22 protein-coding genes and 1 pseudogene are annotated in these 23389 nt (G+C 64.2%); 13 read left to right on the top strand and 10 right to left on the bottom strand.

Annotated elements, in window-relative coordinates; translation table 11 throughout:
- Positions 1-120: 120 nt before the first annotated feature.
- From J7E83_RS11970 to dnaE, 4 genes are all read left to right on the top strand, one after another.
- Positions 121-816: a DivIVA domain-containing protein gene (locus tag J7E83_RS11970; protein ID WP_214962344.1), complete on the top strand. Its 696-nt coding sequence runs from the start codon at positions 121-123 to the stop codon at positions 814-816.
- 90 nt (positions 817-906) lie between these two features.
- Positions 907-1479: a signal peptidase II gene (gene lspA / locus J7E83_RS11965; protein ID WP_214962342.1), complete on the top strand. Its 573-nt coding sequence runs from the start codon at positions 907-909 to the stop codon at positions 1477-1479.
- Positions 1472-2398 carry an RluA family pseudouridine synthase gene (locus J7E83_RS11960; protein ID WP_214962340.1) on the top strand — a complete coding sequence of 309 codons (927 nt, stop codon included), beginning with the start codon at positions 1472-1474 and terminating at the stop codon, positions 2396-2398. Before lspA ends, J7E83_RS11960 begins: the two co-directional genes overlap by 8 nt.
- Before the next feature lie 50 nt (positions 2399-2448).
- The gene (gene dnaE / locus J7E83_RS11955; RefSeq protein WP_214962338.1) at positions 2449-5979 is read left to right on the top strand and encodes a DNA polymerase III subunit alpha; all 3531 of its coding nucleotides are present in this window, start codon (positions 2449-2451) and stop codon (positions 5977-5979) included.
- Positions 5980-5998: 19 nt separating this feature from the next.
- Here dnaE and J7E83_RS11950 read toward each other — a convergent pair whose 3' ends face one another.
- Entirely contained in the window at positions 5999-6457 is a 459-nt protein-coding gene (locus J7E83_RS11950; protein ID WP_251043808.1) for a flavin reductase family protein, read from the bottom strand.
- 177 nt (positions 6458-6634) lie between these two features.
- Here J7E83_RS11950 and J7E83_RS11945 point away from each other — a divergent pair, with 177 nt between their 5' ends.
- The 3 genes from J7E83_RS11945 (at position 6635) to nrdR (ending at position 9225) form a co-directional block, all read left to right on the top strand.
- Positions 6635-7195 (top strand): hypothetical protein, encoded by a 561-nt coding sequence (locus tag J7E83_RS11945; protein WP_214962336.1) that lies wholly within the window; start codon positions 6635-6637, stop codon positions 7193-7195.
- Complete coding sequence (hisD, locus tag J7E83_RS11940; RefSeq protein ID WP_214962334.1) at positions 7192-8583, top strand: histidinol dehydrogenase; 1392 nt, start codon at positions 7192-7194, stop codon at positions 8581-8583. The genes J7E83_RS11945 and hisD overlap by 4 nt, the downstream gene beginning before the upstream one ends.
- Before the next feature lie 117 nt (positions 8584-8700).
- Positions 8701-9225: a transcriptional regulator NrdR gene (gene nrdR / locus J7E83_RS11935; RefSeq protein ID WP_214962332.1), complete on the top strand. Its 525-nt coding sequence runs from the start codon at positions 8701-8703 to the stop codon at positions 9223-9225.
- A 70-nt stretch (positions 9226-9295) separates the two neighbouring features.
- Here nrdR and J7E83_RS11930 read toward each other — a convergent pair whose 3' ends face one another.
- The 3 genes from J7E83_RS11930 to map all read right to left on the bottom strand — a co-directional run bounded on the left by J7E83_RS11930 (position 9296) and on the right by map (position 11814).
- Complete coding sequence (locus tag J7E83_RS11930) at positions 9296-10030, bottom strand: SDR family oxidoreductase (RefSeq protein WP_214962463.1); 735 nt, start codon at positions 10028-10030, stop codon at positions 9296-9298.
- Positions 10031-10066: 36 nt separating this feature from the next.
- Entirely contained in the window at positions 10067-10870 is an 804-nt protein-coding gene (ppgK, locus tag J7E83_RS11925; RefSeq protein WP_214962330.1) for a polyphosphate--glucose phosphotransferase, read from the bottom strand.
- A 65-nt stretch (positions 10871-10935) separates the two neighbouring features.
- Entirely contained in the window at positions 10936-11814 is an 879-nt protein-coding gene (gene map, locus J7E83_RS11920; protein ID WP_214962328.1) for a type I methionyl aminopeptidase, read from the bottom strand.
- 133 nt (positions 11815-11947) lie between these two features.
- Between map and J7E83_RS11915 the strand changes: the two genes are divergently transcribed.
- Positions 11948-12112 carry an SPOR domain-containing protein gene (locus tag J7E83_RS11915; protein ID WP_214962327.1) on the top strand — a complete coding sequence of 55 codons (165 nt, stop codon included), beginning with the start codon at positions 11948-11950 and terminating at the stop codon, positions 12110-12112.
- A gap of 19 nt (positions 12113-12131) precedes the next feature.
- Here the strand turns inward: J7E83_RS11915 and panB are convergent, their stop codons facing one another.
- The gene (gene panB / locus J7E83_RS11910; protein WP_214962325.1) at positions 12132-13037 is read right to left on the bottom strand and encodes a 3-methyl-2-oxobutanoate hydroxymethyltransferase; all 906 of its coding nucleotides are present in this window, start codon (positions 13035-13037) and stop codon (positions 12132-12134) included.
- A 273-nt stretch (positions 13038-13310) separates the two neighbouring features.
- Between panB and glnA (J7E83_RS11905) the strand changes: the two genes are divergently transcribed.
- From glnA (J7E83_RS11905) to J7E83_RS11890, 4 genes are read left to right on the top strand one after another with little or no spacing between them, the layout of a single operon-like run.
- Positions 13311-14651 (top strand): type I glutamate--ammonia ligase, encoded by a 1341-nt coding sequence (gene glnA / locus J7E83_RS11905; RefSeq protein WP_214962323.1) that lies wholly within the window; start codon positions 13311-13313, stop codon positions 14649-14651.
- Between the two features lie 9 nt (positions 14652-14660).
- Positions 14661-17672, top strand: a complete 3012-nt coding sequence (locus tag J7E83_RS11900; RefSeq protein WP_214962321.1) for a bifunctional [glutamine synthetase] adenylyltransferase/[glutamine synthetase]-adenylyl-L-tyrosine phosphorylase — start codon at positions 14661-14663, stop codon at positions 17670-17672.
- A gap of 56 nt (positions 17673-17728) precedes the next feature.
- Positions 17729-18172, top strand: coding sequence for a VOC family protein (locus tag J7E83_RS11895; protein ID WP_214962313.1), 444 nt, complete (start codon positions 17729-17731; stop codon positions 18170-18172).
- Positions 18173-18177: 5 nt separating this feature from the next.
- The gene (locus J7E83_RS11890; RefSeq protein WP_214962311.1) at positions 18178-18699 is read left to right on the top strand and encodes a GNAT family N-acetyltransferase; all 522 of its coding nucleotides are present in this window, start codon (positions 18178-18180) and stop codon (positions 18697-18699) included.
- A 293-nt stretch (positions 18700-18992) separates the two neighbouring features.
- On the opposite strand, the gene J7E83_RS11885 is transcribed toward J7E83_RS11890, so the two are convergent.
- On the bottom strand, positions 18993-19574 hold the full coding sequence (locus tag J7E83_RS11885) for a MepB family protein (RefSeq protein WP_311379653.1): 582 nt from the start codon (positions 19572-19574) through the stop codon (positions 18993-18995).
- A gap of 245 nt (positions 19575-19819) precedes the next feature.
- A complete protein-coding gene (gene glnA / locus J7E83_RS11880) occupies positions 19820-21244 on the bottom strand; it encodes a type I glutamate--ammonia ligase (RefSeq protein ID WP_214962309.1) in 1425 nt (474 codons plus the stop codon).
- A gap of 260 nt (positions 21245-21504) precedes the next feature.
- On the opposite strand from glnA (J7E83_RS11880), the gene J7E83_RS11875 reads away from it, so the two are divergent.
- Positions 21505-21942: an RDD family protein gene (locus tag J7E83_RS11875; protein WP_214962307.1), complete on the top strand. Its 438-nt coding sequence runs from the start codon at positions 21505-21507 to the stop codon at positions 21940-21942.
- Between the two features lie 51 nt (positions 21943-21993).
- Here J7E83_RS11875 and J7E83_RS11870 read toward each other — a convergent pair whose 3' ends face one another.
- The 3 genes and pseudogenes from J7E83_RS11870 to J7E83_RS21175 all read right to left on the bottom strand — a co-directional run.
- Positions 21994-22344 (bottom strand): DUF3817 domain-containing protein, encoded by a 351-nt coding sequence (locus tag J7E83_RS11870; protein ID WP_214962305.1) that lies wholly within the window; start codon positions 22342-22344, stop codon positions 21994-21996.
- 104 nt (positions 22345-22448) lie between these two features.
- Positions 22449-23201 carry a DUF4191 domain-containing protein gene (locus J7E83_RS11865; RefSeq protein WP_214962303.1) on the bottom strand — a complete coding sequence of 251 codons (753 nt, stop codon included), beginning with the start codon at positions 23199-23201 and terminating at the stop codon, positions 22449-22451.
- Positions 23202-23286: 85 nt separating this feature from the next.
- A pseudogene (locus J7E83_RS21175) lies at positions 23287-23389 on the bottom strand (lipoyl synthase); the annotation flags it as partial.

Genomic DNA, 23389 nt, shown 5'->3' with positions numbered 1-23389 from the left:
AGGCGAAGAAATCTCTGGTTGACACCACAGTGTTGAATTAGAGGAACCAGTCCATATTTAGGTACGGTAGTTTGGACGGCCGGAAGGCCTACTGACTAACTAGACCAGTGAGGTGACCAGATGGCTTTGACGCCAGAAGACGTTGTCAACAAGCGCTTTCAGCCGACCAAGTTCCGCGAAGGCTACGACCAGGATGAAGTAGATGACTTCCTGGACGAAATCGTCGTTGAACTCCGGCGCCTGAACCAGGAGAACGACGAGCTCCGCAAGAAGCTCGCGGAAGCCGGTTCGGCCGTGCCCGCCAGCTCCGCCGCATCTGCCCCAGTGGTCGAGAAGGTTCCCGCGCCGGCCAAGGCGGAGAAGGACGATGCCCGCGCCAAGGCCGAGGCCGATGCCAAGGCAGCCGAAGCAAGCAAGAAGCAGGAAGCAGAGCAGGCAGCGCCTGTCGCAACCATTCCTGCTGCCCCTGCCCAGGCTGCCGGAGGCAGTGTTTCCGCTGAGTCCGCCGCCGGCCTGCTGGCCATGGCGCAGCAGATGCATGACCGCCACGTTGCCGAGGGCCAGGCGCAGAAGGACAAGATCATCGCCGAGGCCCAGATTGAAGCCAGCAGCCTGGTCAACGATGCCCAGGAGAAGTCCCGCAAGATCCTGGGTGCCCTCGAGCAGCAGCGATCCGTCCTGGAACGCAAGGTGGAGCAGCTGCGCGGCTTCGAGCGCGACTACCGTTCACGCCTGAAGGCCTACATCGAGGGCCAGCTGCGTGACCTCGATGCCCGCGGTTCAGTGGCTGCGCCGGAAGTCAGTGAAGCCAACTAGTCCGTCAAGCAAGTATTCTGAAAGCCGGTGGCTGAGGATTCCTCAGCCGCCGGCTTTTGTGATTGACATTGGTTTCCGAATGAAAGCACCATGACTGACGAACTTGCCGCTGACGCTGCACTCCCTGTTCCATCATCGCCGCGACCCCGACGGGCCGTGCTGTTGTCCCTTTTCGCAGGTTTTGCGATGTTCGCCTATGCCTTGGACCAGCTCACCAAGCTCTGGGTCACCTCCAGCATGGTGGAAGGCGAACGTATCCCCGTCCTGCCGCCCCTCCTGCACTGGTACTTCATCCGCAACTCCGGCGCCGCATTCTCGATCGGGGAGAACGTGACGTGGGTGTTCTCCATCATCATGGCCGGCGTCTCCCTTGCCATCCTGTTCCAGGTGCGCAAGCTGGGTTCCGCCTGGTGGTCGCTGGCACTTGGCCTGCTGCTGGGAGGAGCCTTGGGAAACCTGACAGACCGGTTGTTCCGCGAGCCGTCGTTCGGCATGGGCCACGTAGTGGATTTCATCCAGTTGCCCAACTTCGCCATCTTCAATATCGCCGATTCCGCCGTGGTTTCGGCGGTAGCCATCATCTGCATCCTGACGCTGCGTGGTGTTTCCCTCGACGGATCCCGGCACGGGGGCGCCCAGACGGAGAAGCCCGGCGATGCCTGAGCGGGTTGTGGTCGCGGACGATCTCGGCGGCGTGCGGGCGGACGCCGGGCTGGCCGCACTAATGGGGATCTCCCGTTCGCTCGCGGCGACGCTCATCGCCGAAGGCAACGTCGTAAACCGGGGAAAGAAAGTGGGCAAGTCCGCGCGCCTGGTAGCTGGTGACGTCCTGCACGTCACGGTGCCTGAGCGGCGGGACCCGCTCGAAGTGGTGGAGGAAGTTGTGGAAGGCCTGAAGATCCTGCTGGACGATGACGACTTTGTAGTCGTGGACAAACCTGTGGGGGTCGCCGCGCATCCGTCACCAGGCTGGGTGGGACCCACCGTAGTAGGCGGCCTCGCTGGAGCCGGGTACCGTATTTCGACCTCCGGCTCGCCTGAGCGGGCAGGAATTGTGCACAGGCTCGACGTCGGCACGTCAGGTGTGATGGTGGTGGCCAAAACCGAGCGGGCCTACACAGCCTTGAAGCGGGCCTTCAAGGAGCGCAGCGTGGACAAGGTCTACCATGCCGTGGTCCAGGGGCTGCCCGACCCGCTGGAAGGCACCATCGACGCGCCCATCGGACGGCATCCGGGGCATGACTGGCGCTTTGCAGTCATCGAGGACGGCCGGCCCTCCATCACGCACTATGAGGTCCTGGAAGCCTTCGGCAAGGCGACCCTCGTTGAAGTCCACCTTGAGACTGGACGCACGCACCAGATCCGCGTGCACTTCTCCGCACTGCGGCACCCTTGTGCCGGCGACCTGACTTACGGGGCGGACCCGCGGCTTGCGGCAACCCTGGGCCTGACGCGCCAGTGGCTGCATGCCCGGCAGTTGGGCTTCGACCACCCGGTCACGGGGGAGCGAGTGACCGTCACCAGCGACTACCCGCAGGATCTGGCCTTTGCCCTGGAAGTCCTCGAGTCGGGGCAGGCATAGCCACTGCGTCGCAGAGCCTGCGGCAGGGAGCCAGAGCATAGAATAGTGCGGTGACTTCCAGCAATGATTCGTTCGTCCACCTTCACAACCACACCGAATACTCCATGCTGGACGGTGCCGCGAGGCTGGGCGACCTCTTCAGCCACACCAAGGAACTGGGCATGGCCTCGCTGGCCACCACGGACCACGGTTTCGTCTTTGGGGCCTTTGATTTCTGGAACAAGGCGCGCAACGCAGGGGTCAAACCGATTGTCGGTGTCGAGGCCTACCTGACTCCCGGTACAGCCCGCCAGGACAAGACCCGTGTCCGCTGGGGCGATGGCGGCCGAAACGACGTCTCGGGCGCCGGGTCCTATACGCACATGACCATGTGGGCGGAGACGACCGCCGGCATGCACAACCTCTTCCGGATGTCCTCGCTTGCTTCCCTCGAGGGTTATCTCTACAAGCCACGCATGGACCGTGACCTGCTGCAGACCTACGGCAAAGGGCTCATTGCCACCACGGGCTGCCCCTCCGGAGAGGTTCAGACCAAACTCCGGCTGGGCCTCTACCAGGAGGCCAAGCAGGCGGCCTCCGATTTCCGGGACATCTTCGGAGCGGAGAACTTCTTCTGCGAGCTGATGGACCACGGCCTGGACATCGAGCGGAACATCCAGGGCGACCTCATCAAGCTCGCCAAGGAACTCGGGCTGCCCATGGTGGCCACCAACGACCTCCACTACACCCACGCCGAGGACTCCGCGAGCCACGCTGCCCTCCTGTGCGTCCAGTCCGGCTCCACGATGGCCGACCCCAAGCGCTTCAAGTTCGACGCCGACGAGTTCTACCTCAAGTCCCCGGCCGAGATGAGGGCCATCTTCAGCGACCACCCGGAAGCCTGCGACAACACGTTGCTCATCGCCGAACGTTGCGACGTGGAGTTCAACGAGAGCGCCAGCTACATGCCGCGCTTCCCGGTGCCGGACGGCGAAGACGAGCAGTCCTGGTTCGTCAAGGAAGTAGAAAAGGGCCTCCACTACCGCTATCCGAAGGGCATCCCCGATGACGTCCGCAAGCAGGCGGACTTCGAGGTCGGCGTCATCGTCCAGATGGGCTTCCCCGGCTACTTCCTGGTGGTGGCCGACTTCATCAACTGGGCCAAGAACAACGGCATCCGGGTGGGCCCCGGCCGTGGCTCCGGTGCCGGTTCCATGGTGGCCTACGCTATGCGCATTACGGACCTGGATCCGCTGGTCCACGGGCTGATCTTCGAGCGGTTCCTCAACCCGGAACGCGTGTCCATGCCCGACTTCGACGTCGACTTCGATGACCGGCGCCGCTCGGAAGTCATTAGATACGTGACCGAGAAGTACGGCGACGAGCGCGTGGCCATGATTGTCACGTATGGCACCATCAAGGCCAAGCAGGCGCTTAAGGACTCCTCGCGCGTCCTGGGCTACCCGTTCTCCACGGGTGAGCGGCTGACCAAGGCCATGCCGCCGGACGTGATGGGCAAGGGCATCGCGCTGGCCGATGTCCACAATCCGGAGGCCAAACGGTACTCGGAGGCCGACGAGCTCCGCGAGCTGCTCAAATCAGACGCCGATTCCCAGAAGGTCTTCGAGATGGCGCTGGGGCTGGAAGGCCTCAAGCGCCAGTGGGGCGTGCACGCCGCCGGCGTCATCATGTCCTCGGACCCGCTGATCGACATCATTCCGATCATGCGCCGCGAGCAGGACGGCCAGGTGATCACCCAGTTCGACTACCCCACGTGTGAAGGCCTGGGCCTGATCAAGATGGACTTCCTGGGGCTGCGGAACCTGACGATCATCACCGACGCCGTGGAGAACATCAAGCTCAACAAGGGCATCGACCTGGTCCTTGAGGATCTGGGCCTGGACGACGTCGGCGCCTACGAACTCCTCGCCCGTGGCGACACCTTGGGCGTGTTCCAGCTCGACGGAGGGCCGATGCGCTCTCTGCTCAAGCAGATGCGCCCCGACAACTTCGAAGACATTTCGGCCGTGATCGCGCTGTACCGGCCGGGCCCCATGGGCGCAAACTCGCACACGAACTACGCGCTGCGCAAGACTGGGCTGCAGGAGATTGTCCCGATCCACGCCGAGCTCGAGGAACCGCTCGCCGAGATCCTGGGCGGAACATACGGCCTGATCGTGTACCAGGAGCAGGTGATGGCCATCGCGCAGAAGGTCGCCGGGTTCACGCTCGGCCAGGCCGACATTCTGCGTCGGGCCATGGGCAAGAAAAAGAAGTCCGAGCTGGACAAGCAGTACGCCGGTTTTGAAAAGGGCATGATGGACAACGGCTATTCCGCCGCGGCCATCAAAATGCTCTGGGACATTCTGCTGCCGTTCTCCGACTACGCTTTCAACAAGGCGCATTCTGCGGCCTACGGGCTCGTGTCGTACTGGACCGCCTACCTCAAGGCTCACTATCCCGCCGAGTACATGGCGGCGCTCCTCACCAGTGTCGGCGATGACAAGGACAAGCTGGCCCTCTACCTCAACGAATGCCGCAAGATGGGCATCACTGTGCTTCCGCCGGACGTCAACGAATCCAGTGTCAACTTCACCCCTGTGGGCACGGATATCCGCTTCGGCATGGCCGCCATCCGCAATGTGGGCGTGAACGTGGTGGAGGCCATGGTCAGCGCGAGGGAAAGCCAGGGCGCCTTCACCTCTTTCAAGGACTACCTCCTGAAAGTGCCGGCGGTGGTTTGCAACAAGCGGACCATCGAATCCCTTATCAAGGCCGGCGCCTTTGATTCGCTGGGACATCCGCGGCGTGCACTGGCCATGATCCATGAAGAGGCCATCGATTCGGTCATCACGCTCAAGCGCAACGAGGCCATCGGGCAGTTCGACCTCTTCGCGGGCTTCGAGGACCAGGAGCCGGAAGCGTCGCTGACCACGGAGATCCCGGACCTGCCGGAATGGGAGAAAAAGGACAAACTGTCCTTCGAGCGGGACATGCTGGGCCTGTATGTCTCCGACCATCCCCTCCAGGGCCTGGAGGGGCTGCTCAGCCAACATGCCGACCAGACCATCACCTCCGTGATCGGTGAGGACGGCCCGAACGATGGTGCCATCATCACCATCGCCGGCATGATCACCTCGCTGAGCCGCCGCATCGCCAAGGCAAGCGGAAACGCCTATGCCCGGGCCGAAGTGGAGGACCTGGGTGGCTCCATGGAGGTGATGTTCTTCGGCCAGGTCTACGGACCGATCGCCTCGGTGCTGGCGGAGGACCTGATCGTTGTGGTCAAGGGCCGCCTGCAAAAGCGCGACGACGGCGCCATCACCCTGAACTGCATGGAGCTTTCCGTCCCCGACCTCAGCGACAGCCTCAACGGTCCAGTCGTGATCACCATGCAGACGCATAAAGCCACCGAAGCGGTGGTGACCGAGCTGGGCGACGTGCTGCGGACCCACCGCGGCACCTCCGAGGTCCGGCTGCAGCTCCAGGGCGACACCCGGATGGAGGTCATGGGCCTCCCCGTCCACCTCAGGGTCAACCCAAGCCCGTCGCTGTTCGGCGACCTCAAGGTGCTCCTGGGCCCCACGTGCCTGGACAGCTAAGGGCTGAGATCTCCGGGAGCTAGATTTCGTAGTCCAGCGGTACGGGCCTGCCATAGCCCCCCGCGTGGTAGAGGAGCGGCGAACCGTCCTCGCCCACCTGTCCGTCCACCACCTCAACGACCACCACGGCGTTGTTCTCGAACGACAGACGCATCTGGATCTTGCCAATCAGCCAGCCGGCCACATCCTTGAGGATTGGCACATCGTGCGGGCCGAGCTCCCAGTGGTCCCCGCCGAAGCGGTTCTTGGTCCGGGCGAAACGCTCTGCAAGCTCCTGGTTTTCCAGTCCCAGCATGTGTACTCCGATATGGGTCGTGTTGGCCACCGCGGGCCAGGAGCTGGAGCTGCGTGCCATGTTGAAAGTGAAGCGGGGCGGCTGCGCCGACAGGGACGCCACGGATGTCGCTGTAAAGCCATAGGGCTCGCCTTGGTAGTTCACGGTGATGATGGCGACGCCTGCCGCATGGCGGCGGAACATTTCCTTGAACGTCAGTTCATACGGCGCCTGGTCGGCGGTCACTGGCACGGACTCCCTGATGTAATTGGATGACACTGGACTTACTTCAAGGGTATGGGTCGCTGGCCGTGCAGGGGAGTCCGTTTACCCGCCACGTCCTTTGATTGAGGTGCCTGAACATTTGTTAAGGTTTGTTTCATGACACTACGCACCCGCCGTCGTTCCTTTCCCATGCCACGGACAGTGTTTGTTACCGCTGCGGCGGCGGGACTTCCGGTGGGGCTGCTCTGGTGGCTGCTCGCTCCTGGCGGCTTGAACCTCCTCACCAGGGATCCCTCGCTGGCGGTCGGAACGAATCCGCAGGTCTGGCTGCCCCGCGACCTCACCCTCGCGGGCCTGTTCATTTTTTCCGGCTGCCTGCTGGCGGTGTTTCTGACGGACAAAACCCGCGGGTTTCCGCAACGGGACCTGATGCTTGGTCTTGCCGGCGCCCTGGTGGGTGCCCTGCTGGCGTGGCAGACAGGCATCCTTGCGGCCCGCTGGTTTGGTGCCCCCGCAGATACCTCGGCCAACGCCAGCGTCGCCTTTTCGCTCCGATCGGTTGCCGTGGTGCTTCTGTGGCCGGGAGCCACGGCCGCTGCCGTCTTCATCATCAGCCTGCTTAACCTGTCAAAGCAGGGGCAGGACCGGACAGACGGTCACACCGGCAGTGCCCCCTTCACGGGAAGCACAGCGCCGATGCGTAAAATGGACCGGTGACCATATCTCCTGAGTTCCCTGCTACTACCCCTCCTGCCGATGCCGTCAGTTTCCGTACGGTCGATCTCCGGGGCAAGGGCCTGGCTCTTGCCGGGCTGCGTGCGGCTGTTCCCCGCGCGCGGCACCAGACTGTGGCAGATGCTGAGCAGCGGGTCCTGGACATCATTGCCGACGTCCGCCAGCGCGGCTTCGCCGCCCTCAGCGACCTTGCCGTCCGCTTCGACGGCGTTGATCAGGAGCACCCGCGGGTCCCGGCTGAAGCCCTGGCCCGGGCACTGGATGAACTCGACCCGGCAGTGCGCGGTGCCCTCGAAGAGTCCATCAGCCGTGCCCGGCGCTTCGCGGACGGGCAGCGCCCCCGGAACATCGACGTCGAACTCGGCGATGGCGCCTTCGTGAGCCAGAACTGGGTCCCTGTTGCCCGGGTGGGACTGTATGTCCCCGGCGGCCTGGCCGTTTACCCGTCATCGGTGATCATGAATGTTGTTCCTGCACTCGCGGCAGGAGTGGAGTCCATCGCCCTGGCCTCGCCGCCGCAGAAGGATTTCGGGGGATTGCCCCACCCCACCATCCTCGCGGCCGCTGCCCTCCTGGGCATCGATGAGGTGTACGCAATTGGTGGCGCCCAGGCCATCGCCGCCTTTGCCTACGGAGCGGACGCCACCGACGCCGGACCGGCCCTGGAGCCCGTTGACGTTGTCACGGGGCCGGGAAACATCTTCGTGGCAACAGCGAAGCGCCTGGTCAAAGGCGTCGTGGGAATCGATTCCGAGGCGGGCACCACGGAGATCGCCATCCTGGCCGACTCCTCGGCGAAGCCGGCCCTGGTTGCCGCGGATCTGATCAGCCAGGCCGAGCACGACCCCCAGGCGGCCTCCGTGCTCGTCACGGACTCCGAGGAGCTCGCCGCCGCTGTTAGGGCAGAGCTGGACGTCCAGGCCGCCGCGACCAAGCACTCCCAGCGCGTTGTTGAGGCGCTCTCCGGCCCGCAGTCCGGGGTGGTCCTGGTGGAGGACCTCGAGCAGGGCATCGCGGCCTGCGATGCCTACGCCGCCGAGCACTTGGAGATCATGACAGAGGACGCGGCCGGCGTGGCGAGCCGGATACGAAACGCCGGCGCCATCTTCGTGGGGGATTACAGCCCGGTCAGCCTGGGGGACTACTGCGCGGGGTCGAATCACGTACTGCCGACCAGCGGAACGGCGGCGTTCTCCTCAGGGCTGAATGTGACCACCTTTCTGCGTGCCATCCAGGTAATCAACTACAGCAGGGCCGCGCTCCAGGAGGTCAGCGGACACATCGTGAGCCTATCCGGCGCGGAGGACCTTCCGGCCCACGGCGAGGCCGTCACTGCACGCTTCGCAGAGGCCGCCAGCCGTAGGAAGTGATCTGGCCGCAACCACTACATGTAGTAATTACAGGATTGTTATTCTGCTACATCTAGTCGTAGACTGGTAGCCGAAGACCGGCCCGCAGGGCGCCATCGGCTTGGGAGAGGGGATTCCATGTACTGTCCGTTCTGCCGCAATCCCGACTCCCGCGTCGTGGACAGCCGCATGGCCGACGACGGCTCAGCCATCAGGCGCCGCAGGCAGTGCCCCGAATGTGGCCGTCGCTTCACCACCGTGGAAACCACCAGCCTATCGGTGATCAAGCGCTCCGGAGTGGGAGAGCCCTTCAGTCGCAGCAAGGTCATTAACGGCGTACGCAAGGCATGCCAGGGCCGTCCCGTCAGCGAGGACGATCTCGCGCTCCTCGCCCAGGAGGTCGAGGAACAGATCCGGGCGTCGGGTGCCGCCGAAATCGACGCCCACGAAGTGGGCCTGGCGATCCTGGGGCCATTGCAGAAGCTGGACAAAGTGGCCTACCTGCGCTTCGCCAGTGTGTACCAGGCCTTCGAATCCCTTGAGGACTTCGAGACGGCAATTTCGCTCCTCCGCCACGAGTCCGAAGAGGAAGCCAAGGAACTCACGGCTCTGGGCGAAGGGGCATCAAAGAGCCTAAAGGGCTCCGAAAAGAGCCCCCTGTAACTCCGGTGGTGGCAGCGGAGGGGAAGCCGCAGCCACCACCGGCACCACCACGTTTAGACGATGGGTCCGCCTACCGGCCACCCGAGACAGGCAACACGGCGCCGGTAATGTACCCGGCCTCAGCGGACATGAGCCACATCACCGCTGCCGCGACCTCGTCCGGCTCCGCACCGCGCCCCATCGGAATGGTTGGATTCAGCCGCTGCACGCGATCGGGCATTCCCGCCGCTGCATGCAGCCCCGTATTGGTGCTGCCCGGAGCCACGCAGTTGACCCGGATGCCCTGGGCAGCCACCTCAGCCGCCAGCCCCACAGTGAGGACATCGACGGCGCCCTTGGACGCCGCGTAATGCGCCCAGGTACCGGGTGAACCGGCCTTGGTGGCCGTGGAGGAGATATTGACGATGGAGCCGCCAGCGCCGTGCCCGTCTTCGCCGAGCCTGCGGACGGCTTCTTGGCAGACATAGATCAGGCCGGACACGTTGACTTCCATGACCCGTCGCACCGTGTCAGCAGGGACATCGGCGAGTTTGCCGATCAGGTTTCCGGTGATTCCGGCGTTGTTGACCACCGCGGAGAGCCTCCCCAACCGGGCCGCGGCGTCGAACATCCCCTTGACTGCGGCGGGATCGCTGACGTCAGCCTGGACAGCGGCGGCGGTGCCGCCGTCGGCCGTAATCTCCTGCACCACTGACCTGGCGCCGTCGGCATCCGCTGAATAATTCACGACGACGGCGTACCCGGCCCGTGTGGCGCGAAGTGCGATGGCAGCGCCGATGCCACGGCTGGCCCCGGTGACGATCATGACCCCGGACGAAGCCCCCTTCGAAGAAGTCACCGCTTATTTGTGCAGCTTGTGCTTCACGGCGATTTCAAGGGCTGCGCCCACGATCCCGGCCTCGTTCTTCAGCTCGGCCGGCACGATGGGCGTGCGGAGCTTGAGGTTGGGCAGGTACTCGTCGGCGCGCTTTGAGATGCCGCCGCCCACGATAAAGAGTTCGGGGGAGAACAGGAATTCGACGTGGGAGAAGTAGCGCTGCAGCAGCACGCTGTACTCCTCCCAGCTCAGGCCGTCACGCTCGCGTGCCACGGCCGAGGCCTTGGTTTCGGCGTCAAAGCCGTCGATCTCCAGGTGGCCCAGTTCCGCGTTGGGGACCAGGTGGCCGTTGAAGATGAATGCGGACCCGATTCCGGTGCCCAGCGTGATCACCAGGACCGTGCCATCGACGCCCTCGCCGGCACCGTAGCGGGCTTCGGCAAGACCGGCAGCGTCGGCGTCATTGATGACCTCAACCGGCCGTCCCAGCCGCGCGGTGAGCAGGCCATCGATGTCGGTGTCCAGCCAGCTCTTGTCCACGTTGGCCGCCGAGTGGACCACCCCGTGCTGGATGATGCCGGGAAAGGTGACGCCAATCGGCGAGCCTGCTTCCGGAGCCTCCGGGCGGGCGGAAAGCTCCGCCACGACCTGCGCCACGACTTCCGCCACAGCGGCCGGAGTGGCAGGCTGCGGGGTGGGCACACGGAACCGTTCGCCCACGAGCTTGCCCTTCTTCAGGTCGACAATGCCGCCCTTGATTCCCGTGCCGCCGATGTCGATGCCGATCAGCGGAGCGTGCTTGTGCGACTTCTCGTCCTTCTTGGCCAATGTGGTTCCGTTCGTGGCAGTGGGCGGGCAGGGCAGCCGGACGGCTGACCGATTTCAGGCAATGATCAGGGCAGGGTCAGGATTTCGGCGCCGGCTTCGGTCACCAGCAGTGTGTGTTCGAACTGGGCGGTCCGCTTGCGGTCGCGGGTGACCACGGTCCAGTCGTCGGGCCACATGTCCCATTCCACGGTGCCAAGCGTCAGCATGGGCTCGATCGTGAAAACCATTCCTGCTTCGATCACGGTGTTGTAGGCCGGGGCCGCATCGTAGTGCGGGATGATGAGCCCGGTGTGGAAGGCTTCGCCCACCCCGTGGCCGGTGAAGTCCCGCACCACACCGTAGCCGAAACGCTTGGCATAGGACTGGATGGCGCGGCCGATCACGTTGATTTCGCGGCCGGGCGCCACTGCTTTGATGGCCCTGTTGAGCGATTCCTGAGTGCGTTCGACGAGCAGACGGGATTCTTCGTCGACGTCGCCCACCAGGAAGGTGTAGTTGGTGTCGCCATGCACTCCGTCAATGAAGGCAGTGATGTCGATATTGATGATGTCGCCCTCCTGGACCAGCGTGCTGTCCGGGATGCCGTGGCAGATGACTTCATTCAGGGAAGAACACAGGGACTTGGGAAATCCACGGTAGCCGAGCGTGGACGGGTAGGCCTTGTGGTCGAGGAGGAATTCGTGGCCTACCTTGTCCAGCTGGTCGGTGGTGACGCCCGGCCTGATGTGATTGCCCACCTCAACGATGGCCTGGGCGGCGATCCTGCTGGCGATCCTGATCTTCTCGATGGTCTCGGCCGGTTTGACCTCGGAGCCGGTGAATTTGGCAGGGCCGGGCTTGCCAACATATTCGGGTCGCGGTATGGACGCCGGAACTGGGAGCTGCGGGCTGACGGTTCCCGGCGTGAGGGTGCCGGTGGGTGCAGTCGAGGCGTGGGAAGGCATAGATTGATCATATAAGGCACCGCAGATCGCCAAGTAACCGGAGGGCGCAACTGGTCCGCGTAGGGGTTTACGTTACGTGGATCACGCCGTGGCACTCCGCAGCCGGCACCTACCAGCGGAACGAGGAACAACGATGACTGAGTACTGGTACAACGTGAACACCCACGAGGTAGAAGAGGATGCCCTTTCGGACTGGAGTCAGCTCATTGGCCCGTACAAGACCCGGGAAGAGGCTGAGCACGCTCTGGAGAAGGTCCGGGCCCGCAACGAAGCCTGGGACAAGGGCGACGACGACTAGGACGCTCCCCGCTCCTGCTCTAGAAGGAGTGCTCGGGACCGGGGAACTGGCCTGACCGGACGTCGTCGCCGTAGGCTTTCGCTGCATCGCTGAGCGTGGTGCGGAGGTCGGCGTATTGCTTGACAAACTTCGCCATCCGGCCGCCCCGCAGGCCAGCCATGTCCTGCCAGACCAGCACCTGCCCGGTGGTGGAGTTGCCCGCACCGATGCCGATGGTCGGAACGCTGACCGCAGCGTCAACGGCGGCGGCGGTGTCCGCCGGAACCATTTCCATCAGCACGCAGAACGCGCCGGCCTCTGCAAGCGCGACAGCGTCGTCAATCAGGCGCTGCGCGTCGTCGCCGCGGCCCTGCACACGGTAGCCCCCCAGCGCGTGTTCGCTCTGCGGAGTGAAGCCGATGTGCGCCATCACGGGGATGCCGGCCTGGACCATGGCACGGACTGTCTCCGCGTAGAACTTGCCGCCCTCGATCTTGACGGCGTGGACCAGCCCCTCTTTGAGGAAACGGACGCCGGTGGCAACGCCCTGTTGGGCCGATACTTCGTAGCTGCCGAATGGCAGGTCGGCCACCACCAGGGAGCGCTTGGCGGACCGGGCCACGGCCCGGCACAGCGGAAGCAGCTCGTCCACCGTGACCGGCAGGCTGGTTTCGTTGCCGAAGACGTTGTTGGACGCTGAATCGCCGATCAGCAGCACCTCGATGCCGGCCTGGTCGAAGATCTCCGCGGTGTACTGCTCGTAGGCGGTGAGCATCGCGAAATGCGTGCCGTCGTTCTTGGCCTGCTGGAGGTGGTGGATACGGACCTTGGGCGCCGGCTTGGGGGCCGGTTCCGACGACGGCGACTGTGCCTGCCCCGGTCCGTTGCCGTAGGGTGCGGGTACTTCAGCGGACGCGCGTGAGTCAGAACTGTTGCTTGAGGCCATGGCTAGAGCGTAATGCGGTACCCGGGGTCCGAGCTACAGCCTGCAGACGCCGACGTGGGTGATTCGCGTCATATTCCGAGGCTGTGCAGGCGCCATCACGCAGTCAGTCCGGGGTTGCGGGAGGCTTCTTGGCGTCATTGCCGTGTAAACGCTGTGTTACGTGGGAGGCCGGCTCCCGCATTGGCGGCAATTGCTTAGTAAAGTGTTTGTGAACTGCTGCCGGCTTCCTCCCTTGCGGACCGGAGCATGGACGTTGACCGGAGAAGAGGCTTCATGGACCGCCAGCAAGAGTTTGTCCTGCGCACAATCGAAGAGCGCGACGTACGGTTTGTACGCCTGTGGTTCACCGACGTCGTAGGGTCCCTCAAGTCCGTGGCGCTTGCCCCGGCCGAGGTTGAGGGTGCTTTTGAGGAGGGCCTCGGCTTTGACGGCTCCGCCATTGAAGGCCTGGCCCGGGTCTTTGAATCCGACATGCTCGCCCAGCCGGATCCCTCCACCTTCCAGATCCTGCCGTGGCGTGGCGAGACCGAGCAGACGTCGCGGATGTTCTGCGACATCCTGACACCGGACGGCGAGCCGTCCGCCGCAGACCCCCGCAATGTCCTCAAGCGCACGCTGGCGAAGGCCGCGGACATGGGATTCACGTGCTACACGCATCCTGAAATCGAGTTCTACCTCCTCAAGTCCCAGGAACCCGGCCCTGACGGTTCGCCCGTCCCGGTGGACGAGGGCGGCTACTTTGACCATGTGCCCGGGGGCGTGGCCCAGGACTTCCGCCGCACGGCCGTGACCATGCTGGAATCCGTGGGTATATCGGTCGAGTTCAGCCACCACGAGGCAGGCCCGGGCCAGAACGAGATCGACCTCCGTTACGCGGACGCCCTGCAGACTGCGGACAACATTATGACGTTCCGTACGGTCATCAAGGAAGTTGCCCTGCAGCAGGGCACGTACGCGACGTTCATGCCCAAGCCCTTCACGGCCCACCCCGGCTCAGGGATGCATACGCATTTCTCCCTGTTCGAGGGCGACACGAATGCTTTCTACGAGGCTGGCGCGGAGTTCCAGCTGTCAAAGACGGCCCGGCAGTTCATCGCCGGCATCCTCAAGCATGCGCCTGAGTTCACAGCGGTGACCAACCAGTTCGTCAACTCCTACAAGCGGCTGTGGGGCGGCGGGGAGGCCCCCAGCTACCTCAGCTGGGGACACAACAACCGCTCCGCGCTGGTCCGGGTGCCGCTGTATAAGCCCGGCAAGGGACAGTCCGCGCGCATCGAATACCGCGGCATTGATTCAGCTGCCAACCCGTACCTCGCCTTCGCAGTCCTCCTGGGCGCTGGCCTGAAGGGAATCGAGGAGGGCTATGAATTGCCAGCCGCCGCAGAGGACGACGTCTGGTCGTTGAGCTCTGCTGAGCGCCGCGCCATGGGCCACGACCCCCTGCCGGCCAGCCTCCACGACGCCATCCGGTCCATGGAGGAATCGGAACTCCTGCCCCAGATCCTTGGCGAGCAGGTCTTCGAGCACTTCTTGCGCAATAAGCGCGCGGAGTGGCAGGACTACAGGCTCCAGGTGACGCCCTACGAACTGCAGCGCAACCTGGGCATTCTGTAGCGTGCGGCGATGAGCCTTGCCCGCCGCCTCATCTCGGCCGGTTTCAGTGACCTGGAAAAGGGCGAGCGCTTCCTTGCCGCCCCCGAACTGGACGGCCTGGACCAGGACAGGCTCTTCGCGGGCCTCCAGATGGCGGCCAGCCCCGACACCGCCCTCCAGTCGCTTGTCAGGCTGATTGAAAAACACCCGGACCTGCGGAAGCTCGCGGCGGCGGACCCGGAAACCAGCGAGCCGCTGTACCGGGTACTGGGGGCCTCGGAGGCCTTGGGGGAGTTCCTCATCCGGCATCCGGAGCACCTTGACGCCTTCGAGGTCACCGCAAGCCCTGAACCCCTGCAAGCAGAACCGGAACAGCTCCGCACCGCCCTTCTGAAGTCCGTCCGGGCCGATCCACGGTCCGCCAGGCCTGTTGCCGGAATCTCCGGAACCGAGGCGTACGCGGCGCTGCGGACGGCATACCGGCGAGGAGTAGTGGACCTCGCCGTCAAGGACCTGTGTGCCGCCGACCCGCTGGACTTCATGCCGGCCGTCGGGGCCGAACTCGCAGACCTTGCCGGCGCGGCCATCGAGGCCGCGCTGGCAGTTTCACGCGCCGAGGCCGCCGATCAGTTCGGTGCGGCGGACGTGGCAGATGTAGGTCTTGCCGTCATCGGCATGGGCAAATGCGGCGCGCGGGAGCTTAACTATATTTCCGACGTCGACGTCATCTACGTCATCGAGTCCGGCGAACTGGACGATGCCCGGGCCAGCACCATAGGAAACGCGCTGGCCACCGGGATCTCGCGGGCAATTTCATCCATCGCGAGGGAGCCCGGCCTCTGGGAAGTCGACGCCAACCTGCGGCCTGAGGGTAAATCCGGCCCGCTGGTCCGCACCCTGGCCTCCCATGAAACGTACTATGCACGCTGGGCCGAGAGCTGGGAGTTCCAGGCGCTCCTGAAGGCGCGGACCATCGCCGGGGACACCGGACTGGGCCAACGCTACGAGAATGCGGTGGCACCGCTGATCTGGAGCTCCGCCGGCAGGGACGGGTTTGTCGAATCGGTCCAGGCCATGCGGCGGCGAGTGACGGAACACATCCCGGCCGCGGAGGAACAGCGGCAGATCAAACTTGGCCGCGGCGGCCTCCGGGATGTTGAGTTCACCGTCCAACTGCTGCAGCTGGTCCACGGTAAATCCGACGAATCACTCCGGCACCGCGACACCACCTCGGCCATTGCGGCTTTATCGGCAGGTGGCTACATCGGCCGGGCCGACGCCGCCGGATTCGACCATGCCTACCGGTACCTGCGGCTTCTGGAGCACCGGATCCAGTTGTTCCAGCTCCGCCGGACCCACCTGATGCCGGTTGGCGAACCGGCGCTCCGTGCCCTGGCCAAGGCAGTGCTGGGGCCGTTTTCCAATGAACGTCCGCACCCTGACGCCTTGCTGGCCGCCTGGCACAAGACCAAGCGTTCCGTGCGCGAGCTGCATGAGCGCATCTTTTACAGGCCCCTGCTCAACACTGCCGCCAAGCTCAGCAGCGAGGACGCCAGGCTCACGCCCGAGGCCGCCCAAGGCCGCCTCGCGGCGCTCGGTTACGGCGATCCGCAGGGCGCCATGCGCCATATCGAGGCGCTCACCGCAGGTGTCAGCCGGCGCGCGGCCCTGCAGCGCCAGCTGTTGCCCATCCTGCTGGACTGGCTCGCCGAAGGCGTCGATCCCGACGCCGGCCTGCTCGCCTTCCGCCGCGTCAGCGAGACTCTGGGGACTACTCACTGGTACCTCGGCATGCTCAGGGATTCCAAGGCCGCGGCCGAGCGGCTGTGCCATGTCCTCTCCAACTCGCGGCTCATCTCGGACCTGCTGGAAGTCTCGCCCGAGTCGGTGGCGTGGCTTGGACAGGACAGGGATCTCTTGCCGCTGAGCTTCGAGGCCCAGTGGCAGGAGATCACCTCCAAGATGTCCCGCCACGCCGATCCGGAGAGCGCCATGCGGCTGATCCGGCTCATCCGCCGGCGGGAGATCCTCAGGATCGCCGTCGCCGATTCGGCGGGACTCCTGGGCCAGGACCAGGTGGGCGCCGCACTGGCTGACAACGACAGGGCGGCCGTGCTGGGCGCCCTGCGCGTGGCTGAGGGCATTGTCTCGGCCAGGGGCCCTCTCAAAACTGCCGTGCTGGTGGTGGCCATGGGCCGCCAGGGCGGCCGGGAGATCGGCTACGGCTCGGACGCTGACGTGATGTACGTTCACCGTGCGCTGCCTGGATATGCGGAAGAAGAAGCACAGGAACAGGCCGCCCGGATTGTTGCCAAGGTCTCCAGCCTGCTTACCCAGCCGCTGAAGCCGGCGATCAAGGCCGAACGTGTCCTCCAAGTGGATGCAGACCTCCGCCCGGAAGGAAAGAGCGGCGCGATGGTCCGCTCGCTTGATTCGTTCGCGGAATACTACCGGCGGTGGTCCCTCATCTGGGAGGCGCAGGCACTCTTGCGGGCCCGCCCCATGGCCGGAGACGACCAGCTTGCCCACGACTTCCTCGAACTCATCAACCCCATCAGGTACCCCGAGTCGATTTCGGACCAGGACGTGCGTGAGATCCGGCGCGTGAAGGCCCGGGTTGAAGCGGAACGCCTGCCCCGTGGAGCCGATCCCGCCCGCCACCTAAAGTTGGGACGCGGGGGCCTCAGCGACGTCGAGTGGCTGGTGCAGCTCTTCCAGCTGCAGCATGCAGGCAAGCACGCTGAACTGCGGACCACATCGACCGTGGAGGCGCTTGAGGCGGCCGCCTCCCTGAACCTGCTAACCAGGGACGACGCGCAGCTGTTGGCAGACGCGTGGCGGCTTGCCAGCAGGATCAGGTCAGCCAACGTCATCTGGAGCGGCAGGGCTTCGGACCTGCTTCCTTCCTCCCGGCGGGACCTGGAGGCCGTGGCCCGCTGGTGCGGCTACGAGCCGGGCCACGCGGCTGCACTGGAAGAGGACTACCTCCGAATCAGCCGGCGTGCCCGCGCCGTATTTGAAAAGGTCTTCTACGGTCACTAGCGCCTGGCAGGGATGTGCGGCTGACAGCGGCTGCGGGCCGATGCTACGTTGAGCCCATGGCTACGCAAATCTACCTGAACCTGCCCGTCAAGGACCTTAAGCGGTCCGTGGACTTTTTTACCGCCCTTGGCTTCTCCTTCAACCCGGACTTCACGGACGAAAACGCCACCTGCATGATCATCAATGACAACGCTTTTGTCATGCTCCTCGTGGAGGGTTTCTTCAAAACCTTCACTTCCAAGAACGTTGCAGATGCCACCGGCTCCACGGAGGCCATCATGGCGTTCTCGGCTGACAGCAGGGAAGCCGTGGACGAAACGGTCCGGAAGGCCCTGGCCGCCGGGGGGACGCCCTCCCAGGAAGTCCAGGACTACGGCTTCATGTACAACCACAGCTTCCAGGACCCGGACGGCCATCTATGGGAGGTCATGTGGATGGATCCGGCAGGCCCGCCTGCGGACGGGGCAGCTCCGGCGGACTCCGGAACGTCCACCAGCTGAACGGCATGGAGACCTCCGTCTGGCTGATTCCCCTGGATGACCTCGATCCAGATGCCTGCGCCATCCAGCTTGGTGCTGTTGCCGCTCTGGAACTCGCCCCCGGCCAGGACGACTTTGTGGGCGACCCGCTGCGCATGGCCTTGGTGGGTCTTGCCGAGCAGGCAAGGCGTCCGTATGTCATCGAGGCTGGTGGGGAAGCGGTGGGCGTGCTGACACTCCAATCCGGTGCGGCGCGGCTGGCGGGGTGGCCGGACGACGAGTCGGCATGGCTGCTGCGAGGATTCCTGATCGACCGGCGGCAGCAGGGCAAGGGGCTCGGGCCCCTTGCTGCAGCAGCAGCAGTGGACGCCGCCGCAAAACTGACCGCGAGGCACGCGGGCGGCGAGGCCGGCGTCGTACTTTCGGTCAACGAGCGTAATCCCGCGGGACTGTCCGCCTACCGCCGTGCCGGTTTTGCGGACTACGGAGCATACCTGGGCGGCAGTTCCGGCCCGCAGCGGACCATGTTCCGGAGCTTTTTGCCCTAATGTCCTGGCCGAGGCATTGCCTAGCGCTCCACATTGCCCGATTATGTGGATTGGCAGTGTTCTTCAAACCTTGTTGGGGGGAAGGCTTGAACAGTCTTCGTCTCGGGGAGCACCTGTCAGGGGGCTGGCTCCCGGTTTCAGCACGTCTGGAGCCAGCCTCCACCTTTGTACGTTCCCCGGAACCAAAAAGTCCGCCCGGGCCGTCTGCGGTTGCAAACGGCCCGGGCGGACTTCGGTGCCGGGGTGTCGGTGATCGTTTTCCGACCCCTTAATGCGCAATTTCTGAGCAACGCCTAGGTCGCGTCAAAGAGACGGCGCGCCCGTTGCGAGTCGACGTCCCCATTGCCCAGATCAAGGAAGAATCTGCATTGCCACTTCTGGGACCGCTTCGCCTGGGGGTTTTCCGTCGCAGACCACGGTGGATACACCCGAAACCCACGCTTGCCGCCAACGCCACCAATAGAAACGATCCCGCGCTCAACGAGTGCGCTCTTCGGGAAAACAAAGAGCCCCAAATTGTCGGCCTCTCGAACGGCGATCACCAACGACTGCGAACTGTCTTCGGCCGGCAATGGTTCGGTTGACCCGTCGTTGGCCCGCCGCCACACCGTGACGAACAATCCCACTTTCGTCGGTGTCAGCTTGCCCGCCCGAAACCGCGTCTCACCGGTGGCTGAGACCACAGCGCCGTACTCGGCGTTGTCGGGCTCCGGCACCACGGCCAGACCCCCCGCGCGGAGTCGATCACACACCTCAATCGCAACAGCCACATCCGGATGAAGAACAACAGACACCACAACAACTCCGATCAGCACGACCCTGGGGAAGTCATCTCCCCACAGTGGTTTCAGCCTAGATTGTTGATCAAACAACACCCACTCGTGCGAAGTGGACTTCGTGCATTATTCACAGGCGTGCGGGAAGTCGTCTTAACATCAGGGGATTGGATTACATGGCACAAAGCAGAGCGGCTGAGCTCGCGGACTAAGCAGCACGGCTAAGAGAAGCCCGGCACAGCAAAAGGCCGGTCCCGGGTGGTGAAACCTGGGACCGGCCTTTGCTGTATCTGGATTCTTGCGGACTGTGTGCGGACTATGCCCGTTCTAGCCGCGTGATCCGGCTAGACGCCGTAGTAGAGCTCGAACTCGTACGGGTTCGGACGCAGGGAGAGCGGACGGATCTCGTTCTCGTACTTGTACTCGATCCAGGTGTCGATCAGGTCCTGCGTGAAGACGCCGCCGGCCTGCAGGAACTCGTTGTCCTCTTCCAGTGCGGTCAGCGCTTCCTCCAGGCTGCCCGGAGCCTTGGGGATGTCCTTCGCTTCTTCGGCCGGGAGCTCGTAGAGGTCCTTGTCGATCGGAGCGGGGGGTTCGATGCGGTTGCGGATGCCGTCGATGCCGGCCATCAGCTGGGCAGCGAACGCCAGGTACGGGTTGGAGGAGGGGTCCGGAGCGCGGAACTCGATGCGCTTGGCCTTCGGGTTGGTGCCCGTGATGGGGATACGGATACCGGCCGAGCGGTTGCCCTGCGAGTAAACCATGTTGACCGGGGCTTCGAAGCCCTTGACCAGGCGGCGGTAGGAGTTCACCGTCGGGTTGGTGAAGGCCAGCACCGCGGAGGCGTGCTTGAGCAGGCCGCCGATGTACCAGCGGGCGGTGTCGGACAAGCCGGCGTAACCCTTTTCGTCGTAGAACAGCGGCTCTCCACCGTTCCACAGCGACTGGTGGCAGTGCATGCCCGAGCCGTTGTCAGCGAAGATCGGCTTCGGCATGAAGGTCACGGACTTGCCCCATGCGTCTGCGGTGTTCTTGACGACGTACTTGAACTTCTGCAGGTCATCAGCCGCGTGGGTCAGCGTGGTGAACTTGTAGTTGATTTCAGCCTGGCCGGCGGAACCGACCTCGTGGTGGCTGCGCTCGACCTCAAGGCCGGCCTCGTCCAGGGCGACACACATGGCGTCGCGGAGGTCGGCCTGCTTGTCGGTGGGGGAAACCGGGAAGTAACCGCCCTTGACGGGGGTCTTGTAGCCGAGGTTTCCACCTTCTTCTTCGCGGCCGGTGTTCCAGTGTGCTTCTTCGGAATCGATCTTGTAGAAGCTGCCCTGCGGGGAGGACTGGTACTGGACGTTGTCGAAGACGAAGAACTCGGCTTCGGGAGCGAAGAACGCGGTGTCCGCAATGCCGGTGGAGGCCAGGTATGCCTCAGCCTTTTCGGCGACGCCACGGGGGTCGCGGTGGTAAGGGTCACCCGTGCGGGGGTTCACGATGGAGAAGTTCAGCGCAAGGGTCTTCTCCATGCGGAAGGTGTCCAGGAATGCGGTGGTGACGTCCGGGATCAGCTGCATGTCCGATTCGGCGATGCCCTGGAAGCCGCGGATGGAAGATCCGTCGAAGAGCTGGCCGTTGACGAAGAAGTCCGCGTCAACACTTTTGGCGGGCACGTTGAAGTGCTGCTGAACGCCGGGAAGGTCGGTGAAGCGGATATCGACGAATTTAATATCTTCGTCCTTGATGAACTTGAGGACTTCGTCCGCAGTCTTGAACATCTATGCTCCTTACGCATATGTAATATCTGGCTGGCAAGCCGTCTGATCCAGCGCAATCCGAAGGGCAGGGAAACAGCGTTCCCCTGCTTGGAGGTATTGCTTGAAACTGCTACCAGCCTATGGACGCGGCATTTCCCGTCCGTGTCCGTATTGTTTCGGGCAGGTTACAGGATGCCCTGATATGGCAACGCTATCCGGTGTCCATACTGTGGTCTAACAGGTTCCACACTGTGAACGTGGTGAGTCGCTAAGCTTGGACAGTGGTAGATCGCAAAGACATTGGCTCCTGGCTCAGCGGACCGGACACCTCCGGCATCTCCAAATACCCGGGGGAGCGTTTGGGGCTGCCCGAGTCGGGCCCGGGCTCGATCGCCAGGGCTGGACGGCGCCTCGTTGCCATCATTATCGACTGGGGCATCGCCCTGCTGATCAGCAACTTCGCGTTCGCCGGTGATTCCTGGGCCACGTTGGGCATCTTCGCTGCGGAGCAGGTCCTGTTGGTGGGAACCCTGGGTTACAGCATCGGACACCGCGTGGCGGGCATCCACGTGGTGCGGCTCGGCGGCGGTACGCCGGGGCCGGTGGCAGGCCTGGTGAGGGCGCTGCTGCTGTGCCTCGTGATTCCTGCAGTGATTTTCGATCCGGACCAGCGTGGCCTGCATGACAAGGCGATGAACACCGTCCTCATCCGGATGTAGCCAAACCCTCAGCAACGCTCCCGGCGGCGGCAGAACGCCACCGGCGGGGTGCTACACGCCGGCGGTTGCGCGGGCCCGGGCCGGAAGTACCTGTTCGTCGTTGAGATGTCCGCGGTTCCCGGCCCAGCGTTCAAAAGCTATGGTCGCAAACGGGAACACCGCTGACAGGCCCGCGAACAGTGCCACGGCAAAGGGCCAGCGCTGGAGCCGCCACAGGGCCAGGGCTGCGGTCCCATAGCCGATGGAGAGGGCGCCATGGATGGGACCGGCGACCTGCACTCCGAGCTCACCCGTTCCGGCGATCCACTTGAAATACATGCCTGCCAGGAGCGCGGCCCAGCTGAACGCCTCGCCCACGGCCAGAACGCGGAACGCGCGGATCACAGCTGTTTTCACGGGCATTTTCATGTGTGTTCTCCGATCTCAAAGTCTGCTGGCAAGTGCTGCCCAGACGAAAACGCCCCGGTGCCCGGCTGGAGCCGGAACCGGGGCGGTTCAAATTATTCTTAGCGTCCGCGGTTGGGACGGGCCTTGTACGGGTCGATGCCCTTGGGGATGGGGAGGCGGGTGCCGAGCGAGGAGATCCGCTTGGACACAGCGCTGACCTCCATCTTGGTGAGTTCATTCTTCAGCTTCCCCATCTTCTTCGCCACCTGGCTGATGGGGACCTGGCCCTCGCCCCGGCCGCTTTCGATCACGTGGACCGTGACGTTGGGGAGGATCCTGGCGAGGCGCTTGCGCTCGGCGTCAACCAGGGGCTTGACCCGATGTGTGGGGCCTTCGCTGACCAGGACGACGCCGGGGCGGCCGATGGCGCGGAACACGGCGTCCTGGGTACGCGGGTTCACCGCCACGGGCTGGTCCTCGGTGATCCATCCGCGCTTGAGCGTGCCCAGGGCTGCACCCGAGGCGCCGGGCTGGTTCTCGATTTGGGCGAAGGCGGCACGTTCAGCCCGACGGGAAAGGATCAGGGTGGCGCCGAGCAGTCCCAGCGGGATGCCAATGATCAGACCTGTGATCCAGTTCTCCAGCCAGTACCCCACCAGGAAGCTGACGGCCACGACGCCCAGGAATACCAGCAGCATCAGCCACGGGACCATGGGATCGTGCCGGCGGGTCATGTTGAAAACCTCGCCGATCTGCTTGAGCCGGTTGGGCTTCTTGTCCTTTGCTTCTTTCGGCTTGCGCGAGAAGAAGCCGCGCTTCGGGGCGTCAGTGGCCGCGGAAGCGTTGTTGCTGGAATCAGGGGAATTCGCCATAGTGCCTTAATTCTACGTGACTAATGCCGAGGGCCGGACGCCGGAGATACTCCGGCGCCGGCCCTCAGGCATAGAAAATGTGGGGTCAGGAATGCGCCGCGAGGAGTGAGCTGGCTTCCTGGCGGGTGCTGCCGGAGGACTCGATGTGGGCGAGGTGGGCGGGGATTTCCCAGCCTTTCTTGCGCATG

Origin of the sequence: Arthrobacter sp. ISL-48 (assembly GCF_018613805.1) — a bacterium.
GTDB lineage: Bacteria > Actinomycetota > Actinomycetes > Actinomycetales > Micrococcaceae > Arthrobacter.
This window is presented reverse-complemented; position numbering and strand designations above follow the sequence as displayed.

Excerpts from the sequence above, each read along its gene's own strand:
- J7E83_RS11970 (WP_214962344.1), top strand. The coding sequence starts at position 121 with ATGGCTTTGACGCCAGAAGACGTTGTCAACAAGCGCTTTCAGCCGACC.
- lspA (WP_214962342.1), top strand. The coding sequence starts at position 907 with ATGACTGACGAACTTGCCGCTGACGCTGCACTCCCTGTTCCATCATCG.
- J7E83_RS11960 (WP_214962340.1), top strand. The coding sequence starts at position 1,472 with ATGCCTGAGCGGGTTGTGGTCGCGGACGATCTCGGCGGCGTGCGGGCG.
- J7E83_RS11950 (WP_251043808.1), bottom strand. The coding sequence starts at position 6,457 with ATGTTCCGCCGCCATGCGGCAGGCGTCGCCATCATCACCGTGAACTAC.
- J7E83_RS11945 (WP_214962336.1), top strand. The coding sequence starts at position 6,635 with ATGACACTACGCACCCGCCGTCGTTCCTTTCCCATGCCACGGACAGTG.
- nrdR (WP_214962332.1), top strand. The coding sequence starts at position 8,701 with ATGTACTGTCCGTTCTGCCGCAATCCCGACTCCCGCGTCGTGGACAGC.
- J7E83_RS11930 (WP_214962463.1), bottom strand. The coding sequence starts at position 10,030 with ATGATCGTCACCGGGGCCAGCCGTGGCATCGGCGCTGCCATCGCACTT.
- map (WP_214962328.1), bottom strand. The coding sequence starts at position 11,814 with ATGCCTTCCCACGCCTCGACTGCACCCACCGGCACCCTCACGCCGGGA.
- J7E83_RS11915 (WP_214962327.1), top strand. The coding sequence starts at position 11,948 with ATGACTGAGTACTGGTACAACGTGAACACCCACGAGGTAGAAGAGGAT.
- panB (WP_214962325.1), bottom strand. The coding sequence starts at position 13,037 with ATGGCCTCAAGCAACAGTTCTGACTCACGCGCGTCCGCTGAAGTACCC.
- glnA (WP_214962323.1), top strand. The coding sequence starts at position 13,311 with ATGGACCGCCAGCAAGAGTTTGTCCTGCGCACAATCGAAGAGCGCGAC.
- J7E83_RS11900 (WP_214962321.1), top strand. The coding sequence starts at position 14,661 with ATGAGCCTTGCCCGCCGCCTCATCTCGGCCGGTTTCAGTGACCTGGAA.
- J7E83_RS11895 (WP_214962313.1), top strand. The coding sequence starts at position 17,729 with ATGGCTACGCAAATCTACCTGAACCTGCCCGTCAAGGACCTTAAGCGG.
- J7E83_RS11890 (WP_214962311.1), top strand. The coding sequence starts at position 18,178 with ATGGAGACCTCCGTCTGGCTGATTCCCCTGGATGACCTCGATCCAGAT.
- glnA (WP_214962309.1), bottom strand. The coding sequence starts at position 21,244 with ATGTTCAAGACTGCGGACGAAGTCCTCAAGTTCATCAAGGACGAAGAT.
- J7E83_RS11870 (WP_214962305.1), bottom strand. The coding sequence starts at position 22,344 with ATGCCCGTGAAAACAGCTGTGATCCGCGCGTTCCGCGTTCTGGCCGTG.
- J7E83_RS11865 (WP_214962303.1), bottom strand. The coding sequence starts at position 23,201 with ATGGCGAATTCCCCTGATTCCAGCAACAACGCTTCCGCGGCCACTGAC.